The organism is Paenibacillus radicis (ex Xue et al. 2023) (genome assembly GCF_024722015.1).
Taxonomy (GTDB): Bacteria; Bacillota; Bacilli; order Paenibacillales; family NBRC-103111; genus Paenibacillus_S.
The window spans coordinates 1-24,756 of sequence record NZ_JANQBD010000044.1 but is presented as its reverse complement, the minus strand read 5'-3'; the positions used below and the strand labels follow the sequence as shown (position 1 = coordinate 24,756).

Here is a 24,756-nt window from a genome sequence, read left to right as displayed (position 1 = left end):
CCCTGAATGTTGTTATTTAGAGGGGGAGGATCACTGTGCCGGTATTTCGTTCATTAAAATCAACGATCCTTTGGTTATTTATCCCCATCATTATTGTGTTTGTACTAGTAACGGGTACGATATCTTTTATGCTGGCTTCACAGCAGCTTGAAGATAACGCTTTCACTAATTTGAATGACACGATTGCCCAAACTAAAAGCTTGCTAAGTGATAAATTAACCGCTTTTATCGCGGAGCTTATAGGTCTGGAAAATAAATCCGAATGGATTTCCATTATGAATAAGACAGATGACCCGGGAGTGGCTCTGGAACCCGAAGACTACATTTTTATGAACAAAGCATTGGACTCTTATTTTGAACGTTATTCCATGCTGGACTCGGTTTTGTTTTATTACAATGAAGGAAGAGTATCTCAATACAAACAAAATAATTCGCTAATTTCAACCGTAGATATTTCTTTGGAAGATTATAGCCAAAAATTAGAAAGCGAACGCCTCTCGGTAATTAAATGGCTTAATATACATGATGAGATCAAGTTGGCTGCACCTCAGGTGATCAGTGTATATCGCATGTTCGGCAAAGATAAGTCGCGTACAAAGGGAATTTTCATGATGAGTTTGAAAAGCCGCTTTTTCAGCGATTTATTAAACAATGCCAAGATCAGTACAAACGGTTATTTATGTATCGTAAGCGATGACGGGGTTATGAGCTTTAAAAATGTAGAGGAGCGCTACGATATCGATAAAACGGTTCTGCAAAAGGAACTGATGATAGCCAAAGAGCCTTCAGGGCAAATCAATATTACGAATAAATTTGGCGAAAAAATGCTGATCGTGTACGATACTTTAAGCCTTAATAAATGGAAAATCGCGGCCATCGTGCCGGAAAGTGAACTGTTTAACAAAGTGAATTCTATCGGACTGGTGATCATTACTGTGATGCTGTTGGTGATTGTATTTGCCGCCGTCCTTTCCAATATCGTTGCTCATATCATCACAAAGCCTTTGATTAAATTAACCTATACCGTGAATCGCATTGAAGAGGGGAATTTGTCCATCCGCTACAAAACATTCCCTTCTAATGAAATCGGCGTACTGAGCAGAGGGATTCAGGAGATGATGCTAAGAATTAATAATCTGTTAAAAGAAGTAAAGGAAGAGCAGGAGAAGAAGAGATCAGCGGAGCTGGCTGTTCTGCAGTCGCAGATCAAACCGCATTTTCTGTATAATACGTTATTTTCGATTAAACAGCTTTGTGAAATGGAAGAAAATAAGGATGCCGGTGAAATGGTAACCGCTTTATCTAACTTTTATCGCATGAGCATTAATAAAGGGAATGAAATTATCCCGATCTCCCAAGAAATCGAGCATATCCGAAATTATCTGTACATCCAGCAGATGCGGTATGGAGAAGATTTTACTTATGAAATCGACATTGAACGGGATATTATGAATTGCAATATTGTTAAGCTGACTTTACAGCCATTAGTTGAAAACGCGATCTATCATGGAATGAAGCAAAAACGCGGACAAGGCTTGATACGCATCTGGGGGGAATTAGCCAATCAAGAGGTGCGGTTGTATGTAGAGGATAATGGCAACGGGATGTCGGAAGAAGAAGTGCAGGCGATTAATCGAAGTTTAAGGGATGAAGAGGATAACGGGAGTGTATTAGGCTTTGGCATCAGTAATGTAAATAAGCGGCTTCAGCTTAACTATGGAGCATCCTATGGGCTTTTATATGAGAATAGGCTTAGTGGCGGTATCATCGTGATGATAAAAATCCCGTATTATGGATAACCACCGAGGGGGAGCTATGATGATGAAGGTTGTAATTGTGGATGATGACAGCATTATTCGAAAAGGATTATCGCGTACAGTCCCTTGGGAGCAGAATGGGTTTGCACTCGTCGGTTCGGCTAGAGATGGGGAAGAAGCGTTGAGCCTCATAGCTGAAATGCGGCCTAATCTCCTGTTAACGGATATACGAATGCCTTTTATGGATGGTTTTCAATTGACGGAGGCTGTTAAAGAAAAATTCCCGGATATGAAAATCATTATGCTGACCAGCTTTGATGAGTTTGAGCTTGCACATCGTGCGTTGAAATTAAAGGTTTTCGATTATTTATTAAAGCCTGTCGATACACAGCTTCTTCTGGATACGGCAAAAAGGGCGATGGCCGAGCTTGAATATGAGAGCGAAATGAAGCGGAAAGTCATAGAAGGAATGCCGCTGCTGCGACAAAGGTTTTTTGGGAAACTAATTAAAGAGAACTTATCCGAGGACGAAATTCGTTCCCATAGCGAGCTTCTTAACTTCAGGCTGCCAAGAGCCAAATATGTAGTTATCCTATTAACAGCAGATGATTACAGTTACCCTGATTATCAGAACCGGTTCGGCAAAGAAATGTTGAAATATTGTATATTGAACGTAGCTGAGGAGACGGTGCAAAACAACTATGAGGGAATTGTTTTCGATTCGGAGGATGGTGAGATTGTCATCATTTATTACGGGAATGGGGAACAGGATCTCATTGAGCAGACACTGAAAATAGCGGAGACGATTCGAGATAACGTAGAAAAATATTTAAAAACGACGGTGACGGTTGGTATCGGTTTTATTTATGACAATCCTGGTGATGTATCCCGATCTTATCGTGACGCGAAAGCAGCTATTGAATTCCGGCATATGATTGGCACGAATAGGGTGTTAACCGTTGGAGACACGGGACTTCCTCCCACCTGTTCAACCGAAATTATATTAAATGGAATAGAGAACGAGCTTGTTATGAAGGTAAAGCTGGGGCTGGAAAAGGAAGCTCATGCAATACTGGACAACATCGAGCAAAGAGTGCTTGAAATCAAATTCGTTTCATTGGTGCAAGTCCGGTTGATCGGGATTGAGATCAGTCTTCTTATGTTCAAAGAGCTGGAAGAAATCGTGAAACGAAATGTGAAATTTAAGGATAGTCTTGAGTCCTTCCATACTTACTATAATGAGTTAGAACGGTTCCAAACGGTTCAGGAAATCTTCGACTCTATTCGTCAATTGATGGGTCGCTTCATAGACATTACGAATCGTCAGCGGGAAATCCAAACGAAAAGTATGGTTCATAAAGCTATCGACTACATCGAGAGCAACTATGCAACAGAGGGGTTATCTCTACAGGAGGTCGCCCGTTTCGTACATATCAGCCCGACTTACTTAAGCATTCTGTTCAAGAAGGAGAAAAATATTACGTTCAGTGACTTTCTGCTGCAAATTCGCATGAAAGCAGCGACCGAATTGCTTCGAATGAGCGGATTGAAATCCTATGAAGTAGCTGAGAAAGTGGGGTACAGCAATCCGCAATATTTCAGTCAATGTTTTAAGAAGTACACCGGGTTCTCACCAACGGATTATAAGAATAATGATCATTGAAGCGCAGGGCAGTCGGGATTCCGATTGCTTTTTTTGTTTTAAAATCAAACCTTGCACACGTGAACATTGAAGTGGGACGGAAGCGAGAAAATTAACTTTTTAATTATAGTGGTAAAAATTGGTAATATTGATAATCTATAAAAAGCAAACCTTATTTCTAAATTTCATACATTGTAAGGGCTCCCATAAAAAGTCATAATGAAAGCATTCCAGTCAACAACCGAGGGGGATAAACAATGAAAAAGAAGAGTATGGCACTTCAAGCAGTTCTGGCAAGTACTCTCGCCGTCAGTCTGACCGCATGTGGAGCGGGAGCGGGTGATGGAAAAACGAGCAGCAGTACACCTCCCGCAACTCCGGCCAGCGGGGGCGGGCCGCAAGAGAAGAAGGTTGACAACATCACCATCACGTTCCAGAACATCTATCCTGATCCGACGGATCCGAAGAATAGTATGTTGAAGAAAATTGTGAACGATTACCAGGCGAAAAATCCGAACATCAAGATCGAACTGGACTCGCTGAACACGGACCAGCAAAAGCTGAAGCTCAAAACGCAAGCCGCTTCCAAGGAAGTGCCTGACATTACTATCGTCAACCCATCAGCTCAGATGAAGCCGTTTGTCGATGCGGGCCTATTTGCGCCGCTGAACGACATGGTAGCACAGAACGGCCTGAAGGACACCTTCCAGAGTGGCATTCTGGATTGGTATACGTTCAACAACAACCTCTATGCGCTGCCTGACGGCAACAACATCGCCGTTGTGTACTATAACAAGGAGCTGTTCAAGCAAGCAGGGGTCGAGATACCGAAAACCTTCGAAGAGATGGTTGACACCGTTAAGAAGCTGAAGGATAAGGGTATTCAGCCGATGGCGATAGGGGAAAAGGATTCTTGGACCGGTTCCTTCCTGTTCATGAACGTACTGCTTCGCACCAATGGCGGTCCTGGCTTCCTGAAGGATGTCGTGGACGGCAAGAAGACATTCCAGGACCCTGCTTTTGTTGATGCCGTAACCAGCTTCCAGAACTTGATCCAAGCGGGAGCTTTCCAGGAGGGTGCTACTTCCTTCGACTATAACGCAGGCGAGAACTTATTCAAGACCGGTAAAGCAGCCATGTACTTTATGGGCAGCTGGGCGACCGGCGGGATCGAAACCTCCTCGGTTAACGGCAAAGTAGGCGTGTTCAAGTTCCCAACGGTTAATGGCAAAGGGAACCCGGATGAATTCATGCTTGCCCCAGGCAGCGGGTTTGCAATATCTGCGAACAGCAAGCATCTAAAGGAAACAAAGGATTTTCTCAACTACTTCATGCTGAACTTCCCGAAGGAAGCATTCGCCGTGAAGGGCGCAGTTGGCTTGGCACAGAAGGTCGATGGAGACTTCAAGGCAGCCGGTTATTCCGAGATGGCCATGGAGGTGTTAGCTCTCTTCAAGCAAGTGAAGGGCGGTGACCTTGCCTTCGATAACACGATGAACCCGGGAACGGCGCAAGGCCATCTGAGCAGCATCCAGAACCTGTTCGTGCAGAAGAAAGTGCCTGCGGATGTTGCCAAGGAGCATCAAACAGCTTACGAAACCAATAAAAAATAAGCAGCCGAATCGGAATTTATCTTCAGCCCACCATGAGGCGAGGAGGTAAGTTCCGATTGCAATTCATAAGGAAGGAGGCTAAACAAAGTGAAGGTACTGCGAGTCTCCAAATGGACGATAGCCGCATTCGTGCTGCCTTGCCTGCTAATCTATATAAGCCTCGTGTTCGTTCCGATCCTCGTATCCTTGTACAGCGGCTTGCTGGATTGGAACGGGATTGGCGAGTCAAAATTCATAGGCTTGGAAAATTTCCGCACCTTATTGTCCGCAGATCCGGTATTCTGGCCTTCCGTACGCCGAACGCTGATGTTCGCCGTGTTTTCCATGGCGGAGATACCCGTTGCGTTATTTGTAGCCATTCTGCTCAGCCGATTCATCAAGAAGCCGAACTTTTGGGTGTCCAGCTACTTCTTGCCGGTGATTTTGTCGGTAGTCATCATCGGCCAGCTGTGGAAGACGATCTACAATCCCGCGGCTTTGGGAGGAATGCTGAACCAGGTGCTGGATATGATGAATCTGCATAGCTGGACAAGATCGTGGCTCACCGATCCTGCTATCGCTATGAACGCCCTCTACTTCGTTGCCCTATGGCAGTATTTGGGCTATCATACGCTGATTCAATTCACCGGTATTCAGAATATTCCTGCCGATATTTATGAAGCGGCCCGTATTGATGGGGCCGAGGGACTGAAGGCGGATTGGCATATCACATTCCCGATGAATATTCCGATCTTCAAAATTTCGATCGTTCTTGCTTTCATCGGCTCCCTGCAAGCATTTGATATGGTGATGGTCATGACTGGCGGCGGACCGGCTCATGCAACGGACGTCATCTCAACACATATGTATAACATGTCGTTCCTGTCGATGAAATATGGCTACGGCAGTGCCGTCGCGGTCTTTCTGGTCGTGCTGTGCCTGATTTCTACCGTTCTGATCAATACCGTATTCACCCGATTGGAAAACAAATTCTCGTAAGAGAGGAGTGTATTCATATGCAGGCAGCGCCAGGCACTGCTTCTGTACAACCGGCCACCAGAGTCAGCCGCAAGCCGCTCTCTTTCGCGAAGATTATCGTTGTGTGCTTCTTGTCTATCCTCGTAGTTACGCAGGTGTATCCCCTGCTCTGGCTTTTTTTGTACTCGATGAAAAGCAATGAGGAGATTTTGTCAGGCGCCTTCTTCGCTCTCCCGGCTTCTCCGCAGTGGAAAAATTTTAGCGATGCCATTGAATCAGGACATTATTTTCTCTATTTGAAAAACAGCCTGCTCGTGACCACGGTTACGCTGGCAGGCGTACTGCTGCTCAGCTCGCTGGCATCATTCGCAATCAGCCGGTTCCGCTGGAAATATGGCCAGGCGGTTATGGTCATATTTCTCATCGGGCTGATGATTCCGCTGCAAGCGACTCTGCTGCCGCTGATGATCATCTTCAAGAACATGAATATTCTCAACACCCATTTGTCGCTCATTTTGCCGTATATCGCTTTCCAGACCCCGATTGCTATCTTCATTCTGAGCGGGTTTATGAAGTCGATTCCCAATGAGATTGAAGAATCGGCCATCATGGATGGCGCGGGCGTGCTGCGCATCTTTACAAGCATTCTGCTGCCAATCTCCGTACCACCGATGATGACGGTAAGCATTCTGACATTCATTAACATTTGGAATGAATATATTTTGGCTGCTACGTTCATTTCATCAGAGAGGCTAAAGACGCTGCCGTTTGGCGTCAACAGCTTTGTCAGCCAATATTCGGTCAATTACGGAGCGATCGGGGCTTTCCTTGTACTGGGGGCGCTGCCAGTCATCATCATCTATTTTCTGTTAGCTGATAAAATTACAAAAGGGATGGTAGCGGGAGCGGTGAAGGGTTAATTCTCCGCCCTCCCTTTTTTTGTTCCCTATGATAAAATATGGTTTAGGGCATGAGGAAAGGGGATTACAATGTGACACGGGGCCTGAATTCCATTCATAATCGCTTATTTCTACTATTCCTGGCTTGCATGCTGGTCTTGCTGTTCATTGTAAGCTTCTTGTATTATCAGAAAACGACGGAGATCATCCGTGGAAAAATCAACGATTTGGCCGAAAAAAACATCTCCCAAACAGTTGGATTGTTCGATCTCCTGCTGCAAGGCTATGACAGCGTCACCAAAGCGCTTAACAGCAACTACGAAATGCTGCGGCTGATTGAGAGCCGCGATGCGAACAAGGACCCGGACATCAGCTTCATTAACGAAAGAACGATTACCAATATAATTGGCGCCATCTACTATTCGCGGGATGATATCGTCGGCATTCACATCATTACCAATGGTGGAAAAAATTACAGCTATGAGCGGCGCTTTGCAGGGGTTTTGGATGCCAATTATTCCACCTCCCCCTGGTATCAGAAGCTTGTTGATTCTTCAGGTGAGATGGTCTGGCTCGGCCTCTTTCCCGGCTCAGTTATCAACCGGTTAGGTGAGGACCCGGTGTTCGTATTCGGGCGCAAGCTGTACGATCTGACCGATCACCGCATGATTGGCGTCATGCTGATCGAGACGAACCCCGGACCGATATTGGCTGCACTTTCCAATGTGACGATCAGCCCGAACAGCCGGGTGTATATCGTCGACAGCGCCGACCGGATGATCGCCTCCACAGAGAAGGATCAGATCAAGCTGCCCTCCTTCAGTGGCCTTCCCCGCCCGCAGGCTGAGCATATCATCATCGACAACCGGACGGATCAGTTGATTGTTGCGGCCAAAGCGAAGATGTCGGACTGGACCGTATTCGGTCTTACTCCGAAAGAGGACATCAATGCGGAAGTTATCAAAACAAGGGAATATCTTTTTTTCGTGATCATAGTGCTTGTAATTGGCTCAACCGTGCTGGCTACTATAGTTTCCCGCAGTATGTCCTCGCCCCTCAAGCTGCTCATTCGCGAGATGAGGCAGGTAGAAATGGGGAATTTCAAAGGCTTGGTCAATGTAAGGTCATTTGATGAGATCAATTATCTCGTAGCTTCTTTCAATCGAATGGTGCATCGAATGGATGAATTAATAGAACGGATCACTATGGCATCCATCAGTGAAAAAAACGCAGAGCTGCAAGCGCTGCAGTCTCAAGTCAACCCGCATTTTCTATACAACACGCTCGACATGATTTACTGGATGCTGGATGAACGGGAAAATGACAGGTTAGGGCGGGTGATCCTGGCCTTATCGCATATGTTCCGCTACAGCAGTGATTGGAAGGAAGCATCGAAGACGACGCTGCGGCAGGAGCTGGAGCAAATGCAGCATTACATGACCATTATCGAAAACCGTTTGGAAGGAAGGGTGCGGACGGAGATCCAGGTGGGCTCCGAGTGGCTGGATGTTCCGCTGCCGAAGATGACCATCCAGCCGATCATTGAGAACGCTATTAAATACGGGCTTGAACCGCTTCATGATCATTCAGGATTGCTGCGCGTCTACACGGAGGCAACGGATGTGGAGCTTCGTATCGTTATGGAAGATAACGGAGTTGGTATCCATGAGGAGGTTCTGGCCCTGATCAGGGTATCGCTTGCGAACGATACGGCGCTGACGTCATCAGGGTATCGCACATTAACGGGCTCCACCACAGCCGAATCCCCAACAAATCGGGCCTTTCGCAATGGCGAAATCTCCGGAAACAGTTCAGCCCAAGGCGAAGCTGCCGATCACAGGGCAGGTAAAGTGCGCAGAGGCATAGGATTGACCAATGTTCACCGACGGATTGCTTTAATGTTCGGAGAATCCTACGGACTTCGCATCCACAGTACAGTAGGGAAAGGAACGACGGTAATTATTTCGATGCCGCTTCCTGGAAAGGAGCCAAAGCCGGATGATTCAGATCCTTATCGTTGATGATGAAACGGTTATTCGTGAAGGTATTCAGCGGACGCTGCACAATCGGTTTCCCCAATACCGAATTCACCACGCGGCTAATGCCGAGCAAGCGATTTCGCTTCTGCATGAGCATCGTATCCATATCGTGCTGACAGATATTCTGATGCCCGGTATGACGGGACTGGAGCTGATGAACGTCTCCCGTCATCGGCATCCGCATCTCAAATGGGTTGTCATTTCGGCTTATTCCGAATTCGCTTATGCTCAGGAAGCTGTACGTCTCGGGGCTAAGGATTATCTGCTTAAGCCTATCGGCAAGGAAATGCTCACTGAGATGATTGATAAGCTAAGCATGGAAATTGTCAAGGAAACCGAACTGACTGAAGAAGCAGAGGTGTTGAAGAGGAATCGCAAGTACTTGCAGGAAGCCGTTTTTCAACGGTTTGCGGCTGGACTTGATACGGGACGTATTGACATGGGACCGATCATAGACCAGCATCCGCACTTCCGCTTGATCATGGTCAAGATGGAATCCGACAAGCCTGTTCGCCTGGAGAACTTCATCATTGAGAATGTAATGGCAGAGCTGATCGAGCGCTATGGCAGAGGCTTTGTCACTGTCCATGACAGCCAGAGCTTGCTTGGCCTGATCACGCTCCAGAACGAGGCGAGTTTGCCTGAGCTGTTGTCCGAGCTGCGCACGCATCTTATCAAGTATTTGCGGGTGCCATTCCAGATTATGCATACCGAGAGGATTCAGCATTTCGAGGCCGTGCCGGAGGAAGTGCAGCGCATGCGCCAAGCATCAACGATACAAATCTACGAGCATTATGTGAGTGGAGGGGATCGCGCGGTGGAGGTTGCACAGCAGTATATCCGCAGCCACTATCAGGAGGAGCTGTCGCTTGAGAAGGTGGCGGCTATCGTTTATCTGAATCCGGTCTACTTCAGCCAGCTATTCAAGCAGAAGACCGGTCAAGGCTTCAAAGAATATGTTATTCAGCTGCGATTGGATCAAGCTAAGCTGCTGTTAGCCAATCCGAAGCTAAAGCTTGCCGATATAGCCGAGCGAATCGGCTATAAGGATATGCGCCACTTTACCCAGGTGTTCCGCAAGAAGTACGGCGTTACTCCTTCGGAATTTCGGCAGGGGTCCGGAGTGCATACGTTGGATTCGTGTTAGGCTATGTGTGTCTAAAAAAGGTCCTGAACGGAACAGAAAATTCCGTTATTTAGTCTACCACCTCCAATTTATGGCCATAGCGGAAGTCGGAATTCCGTCATGTGGGGCGAATCTTGAATATTATGCACAAAAACGAGAGATAACGGAATTAGTTCTTCCTCTATCTCTCTGTTTTTTGTGCTTTCCATACTATAGAGGAACGATTACGTCCGCTAATGATATGCTCACTTAAATAATCGTTGTTAGGAGTTGCAGGTTTCGTTAATATCAGCGCATAGGCGTTCAATTTCAGACGTGATGTAAGCCTCCACCCTAACACCAAGGACGCCGCGAGGTGTTTTTTTTGTATGTAAGCTATGCAGATTGTTTTCTCTATAAACCCTAATTACCTCAAATAACCTCGATATGCTCAATGAACATGCATCATGCTCCTCCACAAAGAACGGTGAACCAGATAATCCTCTTATAAAAAGTAAAATGCTCATCAAAGTCCTAAAAAATCTACAAATAGTTCTAAAACTAATCATGTTACGTTTCGCTCAAAAACTACTTACAATTAGCTTTGTTAATAATTTAAAACGCTTACATTGGATATTGCGAAATGGAGGGCAAGGAATTAATAGTTAATAAACCACGCTTTCCATCTATAGTTTTTCGTTTGATGTAACCTGCTTTCAAAGATTAGGTATGGAGCCGCTAGTGATTATTAAGCTTGCCGGCTTCAAGATTCACTGGAAAAAAGCAAGTGGAGCGCTGCTGATTATTGAACGCAACTAGAGCCTCGGATACCATTGTGAACGGGAACTTGGAAAACGTTTACAGTTTATTCAAAGAAAAGGATTAGTACGATGTTTCACAATTTGAAACGGTTACCGTGTGCATGAGCAGGAAAGATGACATCCATGCCGGATACGAGAATGTACGGATGTAAATATGGCGATGAAGGCGAGTCCCTCAGGGGGTTCAACCGACTGCCATGTAACATTGTAACGTGCATCTGTAATCTGGGGCTTGGTTTTCTTGAAAGGAGGGACATATGTTCTATCAACAGACATTTAATTACATAAAGAGCATCTAATAAAAAATGATGAGGAGATATCACATGCATCGTAAGCATTATTCATTGATTTGTTTAGCTCTAAGCATGACACTGCTGTTCAGCCTGTTCGTTCCCTTTCTTCCGGCTCCTGCTGTTTATGCTGATGGGGGGGCTCCCGATGAATTCGATCAATTAAGATTGAAGTGGAAATCGTACCTCTTAGGAGGCAATTATTCGGCACAGGATCCCGATGTGATTAAAAACCTGGAGAAAATTAACGCTGCCGCGAAGGAAGCCTTGGAGACTATGATTCCTGCGTCACCGACACGGAAGTATCTTTGGGTAGATTTAGACGATGCGGGACTTACAGGTCAAAATGTATCCAGTCCAATGACTTTAAGCTACGGAAGGCTGGAAAGCATGGCCTTAGCTTATTCATCTCTGGGAGTACCGCTTTATCAGGATTCGACCCTGCGTTCTGCAATTCTGGATGGACTCGATTGGCTGTACGCCAATAAATACAAGGAAACCATCGCACAAACAGGGAACTGGTATGACTGGGAGATAGGCACACCGTTAACATTAAACAATTCGATCGTCTTAATGTACTCAGAGCTGTCGGCGACGCAGCTCACTAATTATGCGAGAGCGATCGAGAAGCGTGCTCCTGATCCTACACAATTTTACGGAGGGAGTACAGCAACGGGAGCCAATCTCATGTGGAAGTCGATGGTTGTGGCAATTCGTGGTATTGCCGTTAAAGACAGCGCCAAAATCGCTGCTTCTCGTGATGCGATTAATCCCTTGTTTGATTACGTCACTACAGGGGATGGCTTCTACACGGACGGCTCCTTCATCCAACACACGGCTCATCCATATAATGGAGGTTATGGGACGTCGCTTGTAGACACACTGGTCCCATTCCTGTATGAGCTGAGCGGCTCCACTTGGGAAGTAAAGTCCCCTAAAGTATCCAATTTGTATAAATGGATGTACGATTCCTTTGAACCGTTTATTTACAAAGGGGCATTAATGAATATGATCCGCGGCAGAGAAATGTCCAGACGTAACAAGCAGGACCATAAGGCAGGCCACGTGATGATGAATCCGATGATTCAACTGGCGCAGTTTGCCCCCGAGCCGCACGCATCCCGATTAAAAAGTATGATTAAATACTGGATACAGGCCGACACATTCAGCAGCTATTATGAGGGGACACCGACTTATTTCCTCGTGCTGGGCAAGCAGATCGCGAACGATCCTCAGGTGGCACCGCGAGGAGAATACACGGCTAACATGCAGTTCCCTAATATGGACCGGACGGTTCACCTGCGGCCGGGCTTTGGGTTCGGAATCGCGATGTCTTCGAGCCGTATCTACAGGTATGAATCAATCAATGGCGAAAACCTGAAGGGCTGGTATACCGGAGACGGCATGACACATCTGTACACCGATGATTTGGGACAGTACAGTGATGAGTATTGGGGTACTGTGGATAAAAAGCGGCTTCCAGGCACAACAACAGATGTAAGGACAAGGACCGATGCATCCGGGCAGAGCACGTCAACCGGACAGTCCTGGGTTGGCGGAACAAGCGTCGGAAGTACGTTCGGTGGTGCAGAAGCTGCTGATTTGTACGGCCTGTCCGGTATGCAGCTTGCTGCATGGAGCAGTACACTGAAGGCCAAGAAATCATGGTTTATGTTCGATGATGAAATCGTGGCGCTGGGCTCCGCAATCAACAGCACGGACAATCGGACGATCGAGACTACCATCGACAACCGGAAGATTAAAGATAGCGCCGACAATAAGCTGACTGTGAACGGAACCGTCAAGCCTGGCGATTTGGGCTGGAACGAAACGATGTCCAGCGTAAGTACGATATCTTTGGAAGGAAACGTTCCGGGTTCAGATGTGGGGTATTATTTTCCAATGCCAACTGCCGTTAGCGGCCTTCGTGAAGCAAGAACGGACCAATGGGTTCAATCCAACAGCTATGCCAAATTTATTGATACCGAGGATGTTACCAAGAACTTTGTGACGTTAACGATGAATCACGGAAGCAATCCGATAGATGCAAGCTATCAATATGTTATTTTGCCTAATAAAACAAGTGATGAAGTAACGAGATATGCGCAAAATCCGGACATCAAGGTACTGGAAAACTCTCCGGATGCACAAGCGGTGCAGGAAATAAAAACCGGCGCAGCCGGTGCCAATTTCTGGAACGATAAGTCTTATGCAGTAAAGCTCGATGGGGTTGATTTTATTTCCAGCAACAAGAAGGCGTCAGTTATGGTGCTTGAATCCAATAACCAGCTGGAAGTGGCGGTAAGTGATCCTACGCAGTTGAACACAGGAACGATTAATGTAGAGATTAACCGGTCCGCTTTCCGTACCATATCCGCAGACAATGGGGTAACGGTAATGCAAACAAGTCCTACCATCAAGCTGGCCGTGAATGTGTCAGGCTCCAAAGGCAAGACGTTTAAAACCAAGCTTGCTCTAACCGACGATGGTACGCCGATCCTAAGTACGGTTACCATTGGCGGCACATTTGCCAATTTCAGCAGCGATCGGACAACGCTCTCCGTCAGTATGCCTCCTGGTTCTTCGCTGACGCAGTCCATAGGATTTATATCGAATGTAGCCAATTTCAAGATCAATGGGACTCCGCTTCTTAACGGAGACAGCTACAGCTTTACGCTCCCTCCAGGCACTAATGCCGCAATTCCAGTACCTATTATCGTTACAGGGGCGGATGGCCGAGAGACGAATTATATGCTGCAGGTGGATTTCCCTCAGACCTCTTTGTTAAATGATAATTTTAATACTGCCGCAATTGGCTCGAAGCCTGTAGATTGGGTTTTTAGCGCAGATTATTCGGGAAGTAATGGGGCTCTATCCTCATCCGTGCAGATGCCTTCTGTGGGCACCAGCAAGGTTATCAAAATGGTTGATACGATTAATACATCATCGGTAACTCCAAACTCTGTCACCATTTCGAAAAGCATAACTCCACAAAGCGGTATCATCATCGTCAAAGCCAAATTCATGCAGGATGCGAACATTGAATATGCCAATTTAGGGCTGGCGGATACGGCAGGCAACCCTATTGTGACCTTCATGACTATGACAGGTAAGCTGGGGTACAAGAACGGGGCGGCTAATGTAGCAAGCACTACTTCATACAGCCCCAAAACCTGGTATACAGTCAAGCTGGTTGCAGATACAACTACAGGCTTGGCTCAAATTTACGTCAATGATGTCTTGTTAACTACGCCAGGAGGGATTCCGTTTCGAACAAGCTCCGCATATGTCGGCGCCTTTACGGCAAGCACCGGGGCCTCAGGAGCAGGTACGATGTATATTGACGATGTGGAAGGGCCTTTGAAGCTGGACGAGACTTTTACAACGCAAACTGCGGGAAGTTCTCCAACTGGATGGAACGTGGCCGGTAGTGGAGGAAGCATTAAGGTGCAAGCTATTCCTTCAGCTGCTGACCCAAGCATGCTGGTGGATGCCGCGAGCGCTGCTGGCGGAATGACAGCTGTTAAGACATTTACTCCGCAATCGAATATTGTGATCGAGAAGTTTAAAATGATGCTTCCAGCCAAATCGGATAATGCCGGAGTAGCATTGAACGGCCCGGCAGGCGCAGTTGCTCGCATTTATACGAATTCCGGGAATATCAGCTATCAGAAGCTGGATGGAACTTATGCTCCACTTGTGACCAATTATAACGCTAACCAGTGGTATGCGATTACGGTTGTGTCCGATACTAACAAAGGAACTAGTGATTTCTATATAGATGATGTTTTGGGAGCCGCAGAGATCGCTTTTTTAAGTGCATCAAGCTCAATTCAATCCGTATCTGTTGCTGCAGGCTCAGGTGGAAAAATGTACATGGACAATGTGACTATTATTTCTTTAATTAATGACCAGGCTGGCTTATCGACCTTGCAAGTTGGAGGCGCATCTTCTGTTATAACGCTCCCGACCTTGTCAGCCAATGTAACCTTGCCTTATGGTGCGCCGCTCAATCAGCCGATTGCGTTTACTACAACAGGCGCCTCTGTAAAAATAAACGGAAATGCGTTGAACAGCGGCGATTCGTTGATGTTTACCCCCATCTCACGGAGCCAATGGCAGCCGGTTACGGTAGCTGTATATGCGGAGAGCGGACGCATCCAGAAATATACGCTCAAGACATCGGTGCTGAGCGCCCTTCCGTCCTTGAGCATAGGAGGCAGAGCCGCAACCGTGAGCGATGCTGCTTACTCGGCAACGGTTAGCTTGCCTTACGGGTCGAGCCTGACCCAGGCAATCACTTATGTAACAAACGGCCAAACCGTTAAGTTTAACGGAGTGCCGCTCAGCAGTGGAAATACTTACACCTTCAGCTCGTTAAGTCCTACGCAGATGCAGCCGGTTTCGGTTTCCGTCTACGCGAGCAACGGTTACTATGAGACGTACACATTAAATACTCGTGTTGCTCTTAGTAACGAGAAAGTGTTGTCGCAGTTTGCTTTTACGAAACCGAACAGCACTGGAACCATCAATGAAGCTGCCAAAACCGTTAATCTCACGGTTCCTTACGGCACAGATGTAACACAGTTAACCGCATCTTTCCAGATTACCGGAAGCGGATTGAAAGCGAATGGTCAATTACAAGCAAGTGGAGTAACGGTTAATAATTTTACCAATCCTGTGATTTATACCGTTATTGCAGCAGATGGCTCTGAGGCCAACTATACGGTGACCGTCGTTGTAACTCCAGCAAGCACGGATTCGACATTAAACAATTTAACTCTGAATTCAGGCTCGCTGCCACTCAGCTTTAGTCCAGATGTGAAAGAGTATAATGTTTCCGTGGACCATGGATTTGAAAGCATCCAGCTTACACCGACAGCTAATTCACCGTTATATCGGATAATTAAGGTGAACGAGCAGGAGATGCCATCCGGTATCCCAGTTGTCAAACCTTTGATTGTCGGGGAGAATGTATTCAAAATCTCTATTACCGCAGAGGATGGCTTGGCAGAAACTGTTTATACAGTGATCATTACTAGAGCTCCTAAACCGGTTACACCACCTGAGACTTCTAATGATTCCAGGTTAGGCAAGCTCATGATAGGTTCAGCCGATCTTTCTCCGGGGTTTGCATCGGATGTGACGAACTATACGGCAAGGGTCAGGTTTAATGTAAGCAGCATCACTTTACTACCAACAGCAGCGTCATTAAATTATAAAAAAATGACCTTGAACGATCAGGTTATATCATCAGGGAGCTCGAATACGCTCAATTTAGCCATTGGGGATAATTTATTTACGATTGCAGTAACGGCGGAGGATGGGAATAGTGTGACCTTATATAAATTGGTAGTGACAAGGGATCATGCTTCCGGCTCTTCATCGAAATCATCATCAAATCAAGCAGCAATCGACACCGGAAACCCAGCGCCAGTACCAACGGTGAATAGCCCGGATGTACGGCAAGAAACGAAACCAGAAACAAATCGTCCGTCAGCTGTAACATTTGAGGATATTCGAACTTATTCTTGGGCTCGTGAAGCGATTGAATCGCTGGCCTCCAAAGGAATAATCGAGGGAACCGCGGCTCAGAAGTTTTCACCAGAGGCGCAAGTTACTCGGGCGGATGCTTTACTGCTGATCGTCAGAGCTTTGGGTTTAAAAGCTTCTTTCGATTCCAATTTTGGCGATGTATCCAAATCCGATTATTATTACAACGCGATTGGGATCGCAAAACAGCTGGGGGTCGTGGAAGGAACGGGAGTGCAGAACTTTAACCCTAAGGAAGAAATCTCTAGACAAGACTTTATGGTTATTTGCGCAAGGGCGTTGAAGCTAGTTGGCAAAGAGAATACGGATGCCAATAATAAAGCTTTGGACTCATTTGCAGATAAAGCGGATATTGCTCCATATGCTGCTGAAAGTATTGCTTTCATGGTCCATGCAGGCATCGTGGAAGGAGAGGGTCCCCATCTGAACCCGCATAACAGCGCATCAAGAGCGGAGGCAGCCGTGCTCCTCTATAGAATTTTAAATATGAATCCAAAGAATTAAATGGAATAAGGGCAAGAAACTTCTGGGGAATCTCTCGGAGTTTCTTGCCTTCTTTTTTGTGTTCTAACGTTACATAATGTGATGTGGAAAATAAATGAACTTGATTTAATGTAGACAAATAAATAAAATATCTATATATTGATAAACATAATGTAACTATATCTATAAAATATAGAGTGGGTGACGTAAATAGACAAAAAGCTAAATGAAGTGGAGACCGAGGATATCAAAAAAATGAAATGAGGTAATCCGCTGTATGAGGCGGTTTACTCTAATACCATGAAAGGAAGTTATTATTTTGTTGAATAATCGCTATGTTAGAATCATCATCCTATCCCGTGTGCTTTTACAGCTGGGGATTTGGGTAAGAAACTTTGCAATCCTTTTGTACGTGACTGATTTGACGAACAACGACCCGCAATATGTGTCGCTCATTTCAGTCGCGGAATTTGCACCGATCTTTATTTTTGGCCTTATCGGGGGGACATTCGCTGATCGATGGAGGCCGAAACGTACGATGGTTTGGTGTGATCTGCTATCGGCCTTATCGGTCTTTATAGTATTGATTTCTCTTATGTATGGATCCTGGTATTCCTTACTAATGGGCACGCTGATTTCCGCTATTCTGTCACAGTTCTCGCAGCCATCGGCTATGAAGCTGTTCAAGCAGCATGTGCCCGATGAGAAACTGCAAGGAGTCATGGCTATGTTTCAATCCTTGATCGCTGTATTTATGGTCATCGGACCGATGCTGGGTACTGTTGTATATCAACAGTATGGGATTGAAATCTCATTAGTCATAACGGGAGTGATGTTCTTTGGATCTGCAATGGTACTAATGCTGCTTCCTCAAGACGCTAAAGCGTCAAACATCGCACCGGCTCACAGTTTTAAACAAGAGTTGATAGATGGGATTCGGTATCTATGGGCCAACCGTGTACTCCGAACATTGGGGATTATCTTTGCCGCTGCGGGGCTTGGAGTTGGTTTAATCCAACCCTTAGCGTTGTTTATTGTTATTGAAAATCTGGGACAGGATAAGCAGTTTCTGCAATGGCTTCTGATGGCTAATGGCGCGGCTATGTTCATCGGTGGGGGCATCGTTATGGGGATTGCCAAGAAGGTGAAGCCGCAAGCCTTGCTTGCGACGGGCTTACTTGTCAGTGCCTTTTGCACGGTTGGGGTTGGCTGGTCAACGAGTATTACGCTAACGTTTATTTTGCAGGTGCTGAATGGATTATTTAATCCTTGCGTTCATATTGGCATTCAAACTCTTATTATGAGAAATACAGAAGCTGCGTTTGTTGGCAGGGTTGGAGGGGTCATTACACCGATATTTATGGGACTGATGGTAATCGGAATGTCTTTCTCAGGCTATTTAAAGGATGCTTTTTCCTTGCTTACGGTTTATGTCCTCAGTGGATTATTGTTGTTGGTGGGTGTGCTGCTTCTGGTCCCGCTTTTTCAAAAAAGCCGGCATACGGTTAACAAACAGGAGTCCATAGCTAAATAACAGCGTATTCGTTATATTTTACCTGGAAACAGCTCGCTTCTTGTTATCACTTCCCTTAGGTACCGGCTGAAACGTTAACAGGATGACTGCGATAATGATGCCTAGACTGCCCAGGAGCTGGACGGTATCCATAGGTGTATGCAAGAATAGGGTGCCCACAAGCACGGCGGTTAACGGCTCTGCACTGCTTAGGATACTCGCCCGGGCAGCAGTAACAAATCGCAGGCTATCCAAGAACAAATAGAATGGGATGATAGTCCCGATTATTACAATAAACAGGAGCAGAGAATATAAGAATAAGGAACCCTGATTCCAATCAAAAGTCCAGGGAGGATTAAACAGGCTTAATCCAATGCCTCCAATAATCATGCTCCAGCCAACAACAGGAACCGCTCCCCACGTGGCGAGCAACTTTCTAGGGTACAGCGTATAAAATGCCGCGGCTAATGCGGATAGAATTCCCCATACTAACGCTTCAATCGTAATGGATAGTGAATGGAGAGAGCCGCTTGTAGTCATGAAGAATATACCTGCCAGCGCTAATAGGAAAGCCGCAAGCTCTTTAACGCCAGGCATCTTCTTCAAGCGCAACGATACAAAGACAATGATAAATACAGGCCCAAGATATTGCAGCAAGGTGGCAGTAGCCGCATTTCCATAGTGAATGGCTGCGAAAAAGGTATATTGAACGCCCAGCATCCCGATTATTCCGAATATTAGCAAAGTGAACCTGTCCTTTTTATCAGACCATATAGAAAAAGCGTTCGAGGTTCCTTTAAGTAGGCACTGCAGCAGGATCATTATAATGCCAGCCGATAATAAACGAATAGCGACTAGCATGCCTGGCGTTGATATGAAATGGTGGAAAAATAGCTGCGCCGCGATACCCGATAAACCCCAACAGGTGGCAGCACTTAAAACCATAATAATTCCTTTATTCTTCATGCTGAATTCTCCTCTTGCTTAAATGCGATAACAAGATCATAACACCCTGGGATAGCATTAGGGAATATACAGACTTCACATTAACGAGCAGGAAATGGCTATTACTGCGACAAACTCAATTGTGAATAGGTGCAAAAAGACAAGGCTCTAGTCATCATGACTGGAGTCATTTTTGCCTAAACACTGATAGTAATTGTCTGGAAAGGGGAGAATAAGCAAGTATTTCTCAGTCTTGAGCCAATTAGGGTCTGATTAATCTCGGAATATGGAAGTATACCGCATTGGATACATAAACAGGTATATGCTAAACTATTCATCATAGAATTTAATACATCATAAAATTATATACATCATAAAATAATAACAACCATACTGATTAACGGAGATAAGAACAACCATGGAAGGCGAGAAAAAGCAACATTCGGAGCAGTGGATTAAGCCATTTACGCAATATCTTCGTGAAAAAGGCAAGGAGGAAAGCACGGTAAAGCTGTATTCTATTGAAATCAGCCATTTTATTAATTGGCTGCAGCGAACGAATAAATCAATAACCTCAGTCGTTCAAGAGGATATATTCGCGAGCCGGGATGAGCTCTATATTCAAGGAAAACGGCTATCTACCATTAACAAATACGTTTCGATTCTGGCTTCCTTTTTTAAATGGGCTGGAGAACAGGGCTTGGTAAAGGAGAATCCAGCGGCGAGCGCCCGCTATTTCACTCCGAAAAAGAGTGAGCTTCCCAAATGGTTATCCGATGTAGAAGAGGCACGTTTACTGGAATTAGCTGAGCAGGAGAGAAATCCATTCAAACGAAGCCGCAATCTCGCGTTAATTCATGTACTTCTGTTTGCAGGACTCCGGTTGGAAGAAGTATCGGAACTGCAGATTCAATCCGTGTTAGAGGATGAATTGGTTGTTTATCAAAAAGGCGAGGAAATAAGACGGGTCCCTATCCAGGAGCAGACACGGGTTCGCTTGATGGAATGGATAGAGCAGCGAAGACTGGCTAACAAAGAAACTTATAACAATAGCACATTGCTGTTTGTCACGGAGCGTTCAGGCTCTATGCAGCCGCGCGCCGTTCAATTTGTCATAGAAGGTTATTCAGAGAGGCTCGGCTTTGAAGTAAGCTGTCATGATTTACGGAATACGTACTGCCGCAGACTGGCTGTCCAAGGCACGCCAATTCTGCTTCTTAAGCGTTGGGCAGGACATAAATCATTCCTTACCTCTTACCAGTACTACGCAGAGCTGCAGTAAATTCTAATTAAGGATGTGATAAGGAAACCGTTCGTACAAATGATTGAAACATCCCAACAGAAAGAAAGGTGAGTGCTCCTCATGATTCAAATGACGGGAGTTAACAAAGTCTATGACGATGGTTTTAAGGCTTTGAACAATGTGAACTTACATTTTAAGAAAGGAGAGATCACTGTACTTATTGGACCCAGCGGCTGCGGAAAAACGACAACCATGAAGCTGGTCAACCGATTGATTGAACCTACAGACGGGACTATCCTCATCGAAGGCCAAAGCATTATGGAAATGAACCCGGTAGAACTGCGAAGGAAGATTGGTTATGTCATACAAAACATCGGTTTATTCCCCCATATGACGATAGCGAAAAATGTGGCTGTCGTTCCCTCCTTATTGAAGTGGGATAAGTCCCGAACAGAGGCAAGGGTTGATGAACTTCTTCGTTTAGTTAATATGCCCCCTGAAGTATTCGGATCCAGGTATCCTTCCGAGCTTAGCGGAGGTCAACAGCAGCGTGTCGGCGTAATCCGTGCTATGGCTGCTGATCCCGAAATCATCCTGATGGATGAGCCTTTTAGCGCACTAGATCCCATTAGCCGTGAGCAGCTGCAGGATGAGCTCGTCCGATTGCAGCAGGAGTTGAAGAAAACGATTATTTTTGTTACCCATGACATGGATGAAGCGATCCGAATCGCGGATACGATTGTCCTTATGAAGGATGGGCATGTGGTCCAACAGGGGAAACCGGAGCAAATATTAAGACATCCAGCAGATGATTTTGTCAAAAGCTTTATCGGTCAAAAACGGCTGCAGCAAGGCATGCTTCCAGAAGAAATGCCGAGGGTGGATGATGTTATGGTGGAAAGTCCGGCTACGGCGCTGCCAACAAGGGGACTCGCTGAAGCTATTCAAATCATGGAAAAACGCAGGGTCGATTCACTGTTTATCGTAGATGCTCAGAGCATTTTGAAAGGTGTCGTCTCGGTGTACCGGGTTCTCGATCAATATGACGGGGAAGGACAGACGGTTGCAGATGTGATGAGGCCTGTGGAGCATTCGGTATCAACAGGGACTCCGTTAATATTGGCGCTTCAATTGATGAATAAGCATCAGCTGTCGAATATTCCTGTATTAGGTGAAGGAAATCGCTTTATTGGTCTGATTACGAGAGGTACCGTTGTCAGGCATATGGCTGATTTGTATACATCCATGTCCATTAATACGGGGGGTGCCGCAGATGTCGGGTAAATCTTGGTGGGCAAGCTACGCTGAGTTTTTGAAGGATCGGTATCCGGATATTGGGGCGGCAGCTTTAGAGCATTTGTGGATTTCGGCTATTGCTGTCATTCTGGGTGGCTTGGTTGCGATTCCATTAGGAGTTGCTTTGGCCAATACCCAAAATCGGTTTGTTAAATCTTGCGTATTCGGCCTGGCCAATTTGTTTCAAACGATTCCAAGCCTGGCTCTGCTAGCTTTGTTGATCCCGATTATGGGGGTAGGCATGAAGCCCGCAATCTTTGCGCTGTTTCTGTATGCCCTGCTGCCTTTATTAAGAAATACTTATGCCGGATTTGAATCTGCTGATCAGAGCATTCTGGAGGCTGCTAAAGGTATGGGCTATGGATCTTTTCAAAGGATAGCATTCATTCAGCTGCCGATAGCACTGCCCTTTATTTTATCGGGTATCCGAATGACAACGGTCTATATCATCAGCTGGACGACTCTAGCTTCACTTATTGGCGGCGGTGGACTCGGAGTACTGATTTTTTCGGGAATTGGCGTTAACAAGCAGGAATTGATTTTTACAGGAGCGATTGCCGCAATAGTGCTCGCTTTATTGGCAGACTATCTACTTGGCTTCATGGAGAGAATCGGTCAGAAAAGGAAGCGCCTGAATTCAGCTTTACCTTCAACAGTTTAAAATATACGGATCTTATAGGAGGAGTTCATGATTAGAGGAATCACAGGAACGATTGGAATACTGGTGTTGTCGATGTCGGTGTTATTAGCAGGATGCAGTAAAGGTAAAGGCGATACGATCAAAATTGGTGCTCAAACCTATACAGAGCCTAAAATTATAGCGGAAATGTACAAAGCGTTGGTGGAAGAACGGACTGAGTTGAAAGTACAAGTAGTCCCTGATTTGGCAGCAAGTCCTGTCATCATTCAAGCAATGAAGAGCAAAGAGCTTGATATAGCAACCTTATATTCAGGTGAAATTTTTAATGGGTACTTCGAGATTGAACAAACGAAGGACCGTGCTAAAGTACTGCAGCAAGCGCAAGCAGGTTTTGATAAGAGTATGGATTTCAAATGGTTTGATCCTTACGGCTTTGAGAACACCTATGCATTTACGGTACGCAAGGAGCTCGCTGATCAGTATAAATTAGAGAACATATCCGATCTGACAGATAAAGCCAAGGATATGAAAATCGGTGTGGACACAACTTGGCTGGAACGTGATAATGACGGCTACAAAGCTTTTATGAAGCATTACGGCGGTCTTTCCTTTGGGCAAACCCTTCCGATGGAAATCGGATTAGTATATGAAGCGGTATCGAATAAAAAGGTGGACATAGTGCTCGCTTACTCCACTGACGCTAGAATAAAGCAGTTTGAGTTAAAGACGTTGAAGGATGACAAGCAGTTTTTCCCTCCTTATGACGCTTCAGCGGTTGTAAGAAAAGAAACGCTGCAGAAGCATCCAGAGCTCAATGATGTAATTCAACTGCTGGTCGGCAAGATAAATGCGGAAACCATGGTAGGCTTAAACTACGAGGTCGATGTGAAGAAGCGGAACGAAAAGGATGTAGCGGTTGAATTTTTGAAGAAAACGGGTCTACTAAAGTAAAATTAGAGGGGGTGTAAGATGGAAACGACAAATCCCAACCTTTTGATGCAGCTGATCACCTATGTATCCGATCATAGCGGACAATTGCTGGAGCTAACGTTGCAGCATATACTTATGGTGCTTTGCGGAATTGGTCTGGCTCTCATCATCGGCGTACCTCTTGGAATTATAAGCGCCAGAAATAAGAGATGGAGTTCCATCATTTTGCCGGCCGCCAACGTGATACAGGTGTTTCCAAGCATAGCTTTATTGGCTATTTTGATGATAGTGTTCGGGTTAGGCTTTTATACGGTAGTCGTCGGACTGTTTCTATATTCTTTACTTCCTATTATACGGAACACATATGTCGGCTTGACGCAGGTTGACCGAAGTATTACGGATGCCGGTAAAGGAATGGGAATGAACCCGGTTCAGCTTTTGTGGAAGGTTCAATTACCGTTGTCTGTTCCATTTCTTCTAGCAGGATTACGTGTGGCGGCAGTTATAGCTATTGGTGTCGCTACTATGGCTCCTTTAATTGGAGGCGATGGGCTGGGGAGGGAGATTTACTCAGGAATTAACCTGCGAAATCCGGTTCGGATTTATGCTGGAGCGATTCCTGCGGCGCTTCTTGCTATTGCAGCAGATATAGGGCTAGGCAGATTACAGAACAAGTGGAAGGATTTATCCAGGCAATAAGGAATTGAAGAAAGGCTATATAGCGTAAGCGTAAGGAAGCTTAGTCATCGGTCGGTTTACGGCTGGCTGACTGGGCTTTTTTGCGTATAAAATCAGATTTAATAAGTTTTCAGCGGAGCTGAAGAAATCTGATATTGCAAGAAAAGCTACAAATTAAACACGAATGTATCTTCATCGAAAGGGCTTCGAATAGAAGCTTTTCTTAAGATAATAGAAAGTATAAATTTTTGGAGTTCCCCCACATTCAAAATATTGATAAATTAGTGATATGAAACAGGACATCTTACATCGGATATTTTTTGACGAACATAAGCATTGGGAAGCGTTCGTA

General features: G+C 45.6%; 15 protein-coding genes. 14 read left to right on the top strand and 1 reads right to left on the bottom strand.

Annotation, left to right across the window (positions count from 1 at the left end; translation table 11 throughout):
* Positions 1-35: 35 nt before the first annotated feature.
* The 9 genes from NV381_RS35485 to NV381_RS35445 all read left to right on the top strand — a co-directional run bounded on the left by NV381_RS35485 (position 36) and on the right by NV381_RS35445 (position 18,693).
* Positions 36-1,799, top strand: coding sequence for a sensor histidine kinase (locus tag NV381_RS35485; protein ID WP_258217995.1), 1,764 nt, complete (start codon positions 36-38; stop codon positions 1,797-1,799).
* 19 nt (positions 1,800-1,818) lie between these two features.
* The gene (locus NV381_RS35480) at positions 1,819-3,420 is read left to right on the top strand and encodes a response regulator (protein ID WP_258217994.1); all 1,602 of its coding nucleotides are present in this window, start codon (positions 1,819-1,821) and stop codon (positions 3,418-3,420) included.
* 236 nt (positions 3,421-3,656) lie between these two features.
* The gene (locus NV381_RS35475; RefSeq protein WP_258217993.1) at positions 3,657-5,012 is read left to right on the top strand and encodes an extracellular solute-binding protein; all 1,356 of its coding nucleotides are present in this window, start codon (positions 3,657-3,659) and stop codon (positions 5,010-5,012) included.
* A gap of 87 nt (positions 5,013-5,099) precedes the next feature.
* On the top strand, positions 5,100-5,990 hold the full coding sequence (locus NV381_RS35470) for a carbohydrate ABC transporter permease (protein WP_258217992.1): 891 nt from the start codon (positions 5,100-5,102) through the stop codon (positions 5,988-5,990).
* A gap of 17 nt (positions 5,991-6,007) precedes the next feature.
* Positions 6,008-6,889: a carbohydrate ABC transporter permease gene (locus NV381_RS35465; RefSeq protein ID WP_258217991.1), complete on the top strand. Its 882-nt coding sequence runs from the start codon at positions 6,008-6,010 to the stop codon at positions 6,887-6,889.
* A 71-nt stretch (positions 6,890-6,960) separates the two neighbouring features.
* Positions 6,961-8,889 (top strand): sensor histidine kinase, encoded by a 1,929-nt coding sequence (locus NV381_RS35460; RefSeq protein WP_258217990.1) that lies wholly within the window; start codon positions 6,961-6,963, stop codon positions 8,887-8,889.
* Entirely contained in the window at positions 8,870-10,054 is a 1,185-nt protein-coding gene (locus tag NV381_RS35455; protein WP_258218008.1) for a response regulator, read from the top strand. The genes NV381_RS35460 and NV381_RS35455 overlap by 20 nt, the downstream gene beginning before the upstream one ends.
* Before the next feature lie 1,102 nt (positions 10,055-11,156).
* Positions 11,157-17,180 carry a polysaccharide lyase family 8 super-sandwich domain-containing protein gene (locus tag NV381_RS35450; RefSeq protein WP_258217989.1) on the top strand — a complete coding sequence of 2,008 codons (6,024 nt, stop codon included), beginning with the start codon at positions 11,157-11,159 and terminating at the stop codon, positions 17,178-17,180.
* Between the two features lie 298 nt (positions 17,181-17,478).
* Entirely contained in the window at positions 17,479-18,693 is a 1,215-nt protein-coding gene (locus NV381_RS35445) for an MFS transporter (protein WP_258217988.1), read from the top strand.
* Between the two features lie 18 nt (positions 18,694-18,711).
* Here NV381_RS35445 and NV381_RS35440 read toward each other — a convergent pair whose 3' ends face one another.
* Positions 18,712-19,638, bottom strand: coding sequence for a DMT family transporter (locus NV381_RS35440; RefSeq protein ID WP_258217987.1), 927 nt, complete (start codon positions 19,636-19,638; stop codon positions 18,712-18,714).
* A gap of 397 nt (positions 19,639-20,035) precedes the next feature.
* Between NV381_RS35440 and NV381_RS35435 the strand changes: the two genes are divergently transcribed.
* The 5 genes from NV381_RS35435 to NV381_RS35415 all read left to right on the top strand — a co-directional run bounded on the left by NV381_RS35435 (position 20,036) and on the right by NV381_RS35415 (position 24,425).
* Positions 20,036-20,899 carry a tyrosine-type recombinase/integrase gene (locus NV381_RS35435; protein WP_258217986.1) on the top strand — a complete coding sequence of 288 codons (864 nt, stop codon included), beginning with the start codon at positions 20,036-20,038 and terminating at the stop codon, positions 20,897-20,899.
* An 81-nt stretch (positions 20,900-20,980) separates the two neighbouring features.
* The gene (locus tag NV381_RS35430; RefSeq protein WP_258217985.1) at positions 20,981-22,144 is read left to right on the top strand and encodes a betaine/proline/choline family ABC transporter ATP-binding protein; all 1,164 of its coding nucleotides are present in this window, start codon (positions 20,981-20,983) and stop codon (positions 22,142-22,144) included.
* Positions 22,134-22,817, top strand: coding sequence for an ABC transporter permease (locus NV381_RS35425; RefSeq protein ID WP_258217984.1), 684 nt, complete (start codon positions 22,134-22,136; stop codon positions 22,815-22,817). The genes NV381_RS35430 and NV381_RS35425 overlap by 11 nt, the downstream gene beginning before the upstream one ends.
* 27 nt (positions 22,818-22,844) lie before the next feature.
* Positions 22,845-23,747 carry a glycine betaine ABC transporter substrate-binding protein gene (locus NV381_RS35420; RefSeq protein WP_258217983.1) on the top strand — a complete coding sequence of 301 codons (903 nt, stop codon included), beginning with the start codon at positions 22,845-22,847 and terminating at the stop codon, positions 23,745-23,747.
* A gap of 18 nt (positions 23,748-23,765) precedes the next feature.
* Complete coding sequence (locus tag NV381_RS35415; RefSeq protein WP_258217982.1) at positions 23,766-24,425, top strand: ABC transporter permease; 660 nt, start codon at positions 23,766-23,768, stop codon at positions 24,423-24,425.
* Positions 24,426-24,756: the final 331 nt, after the last annotated feature.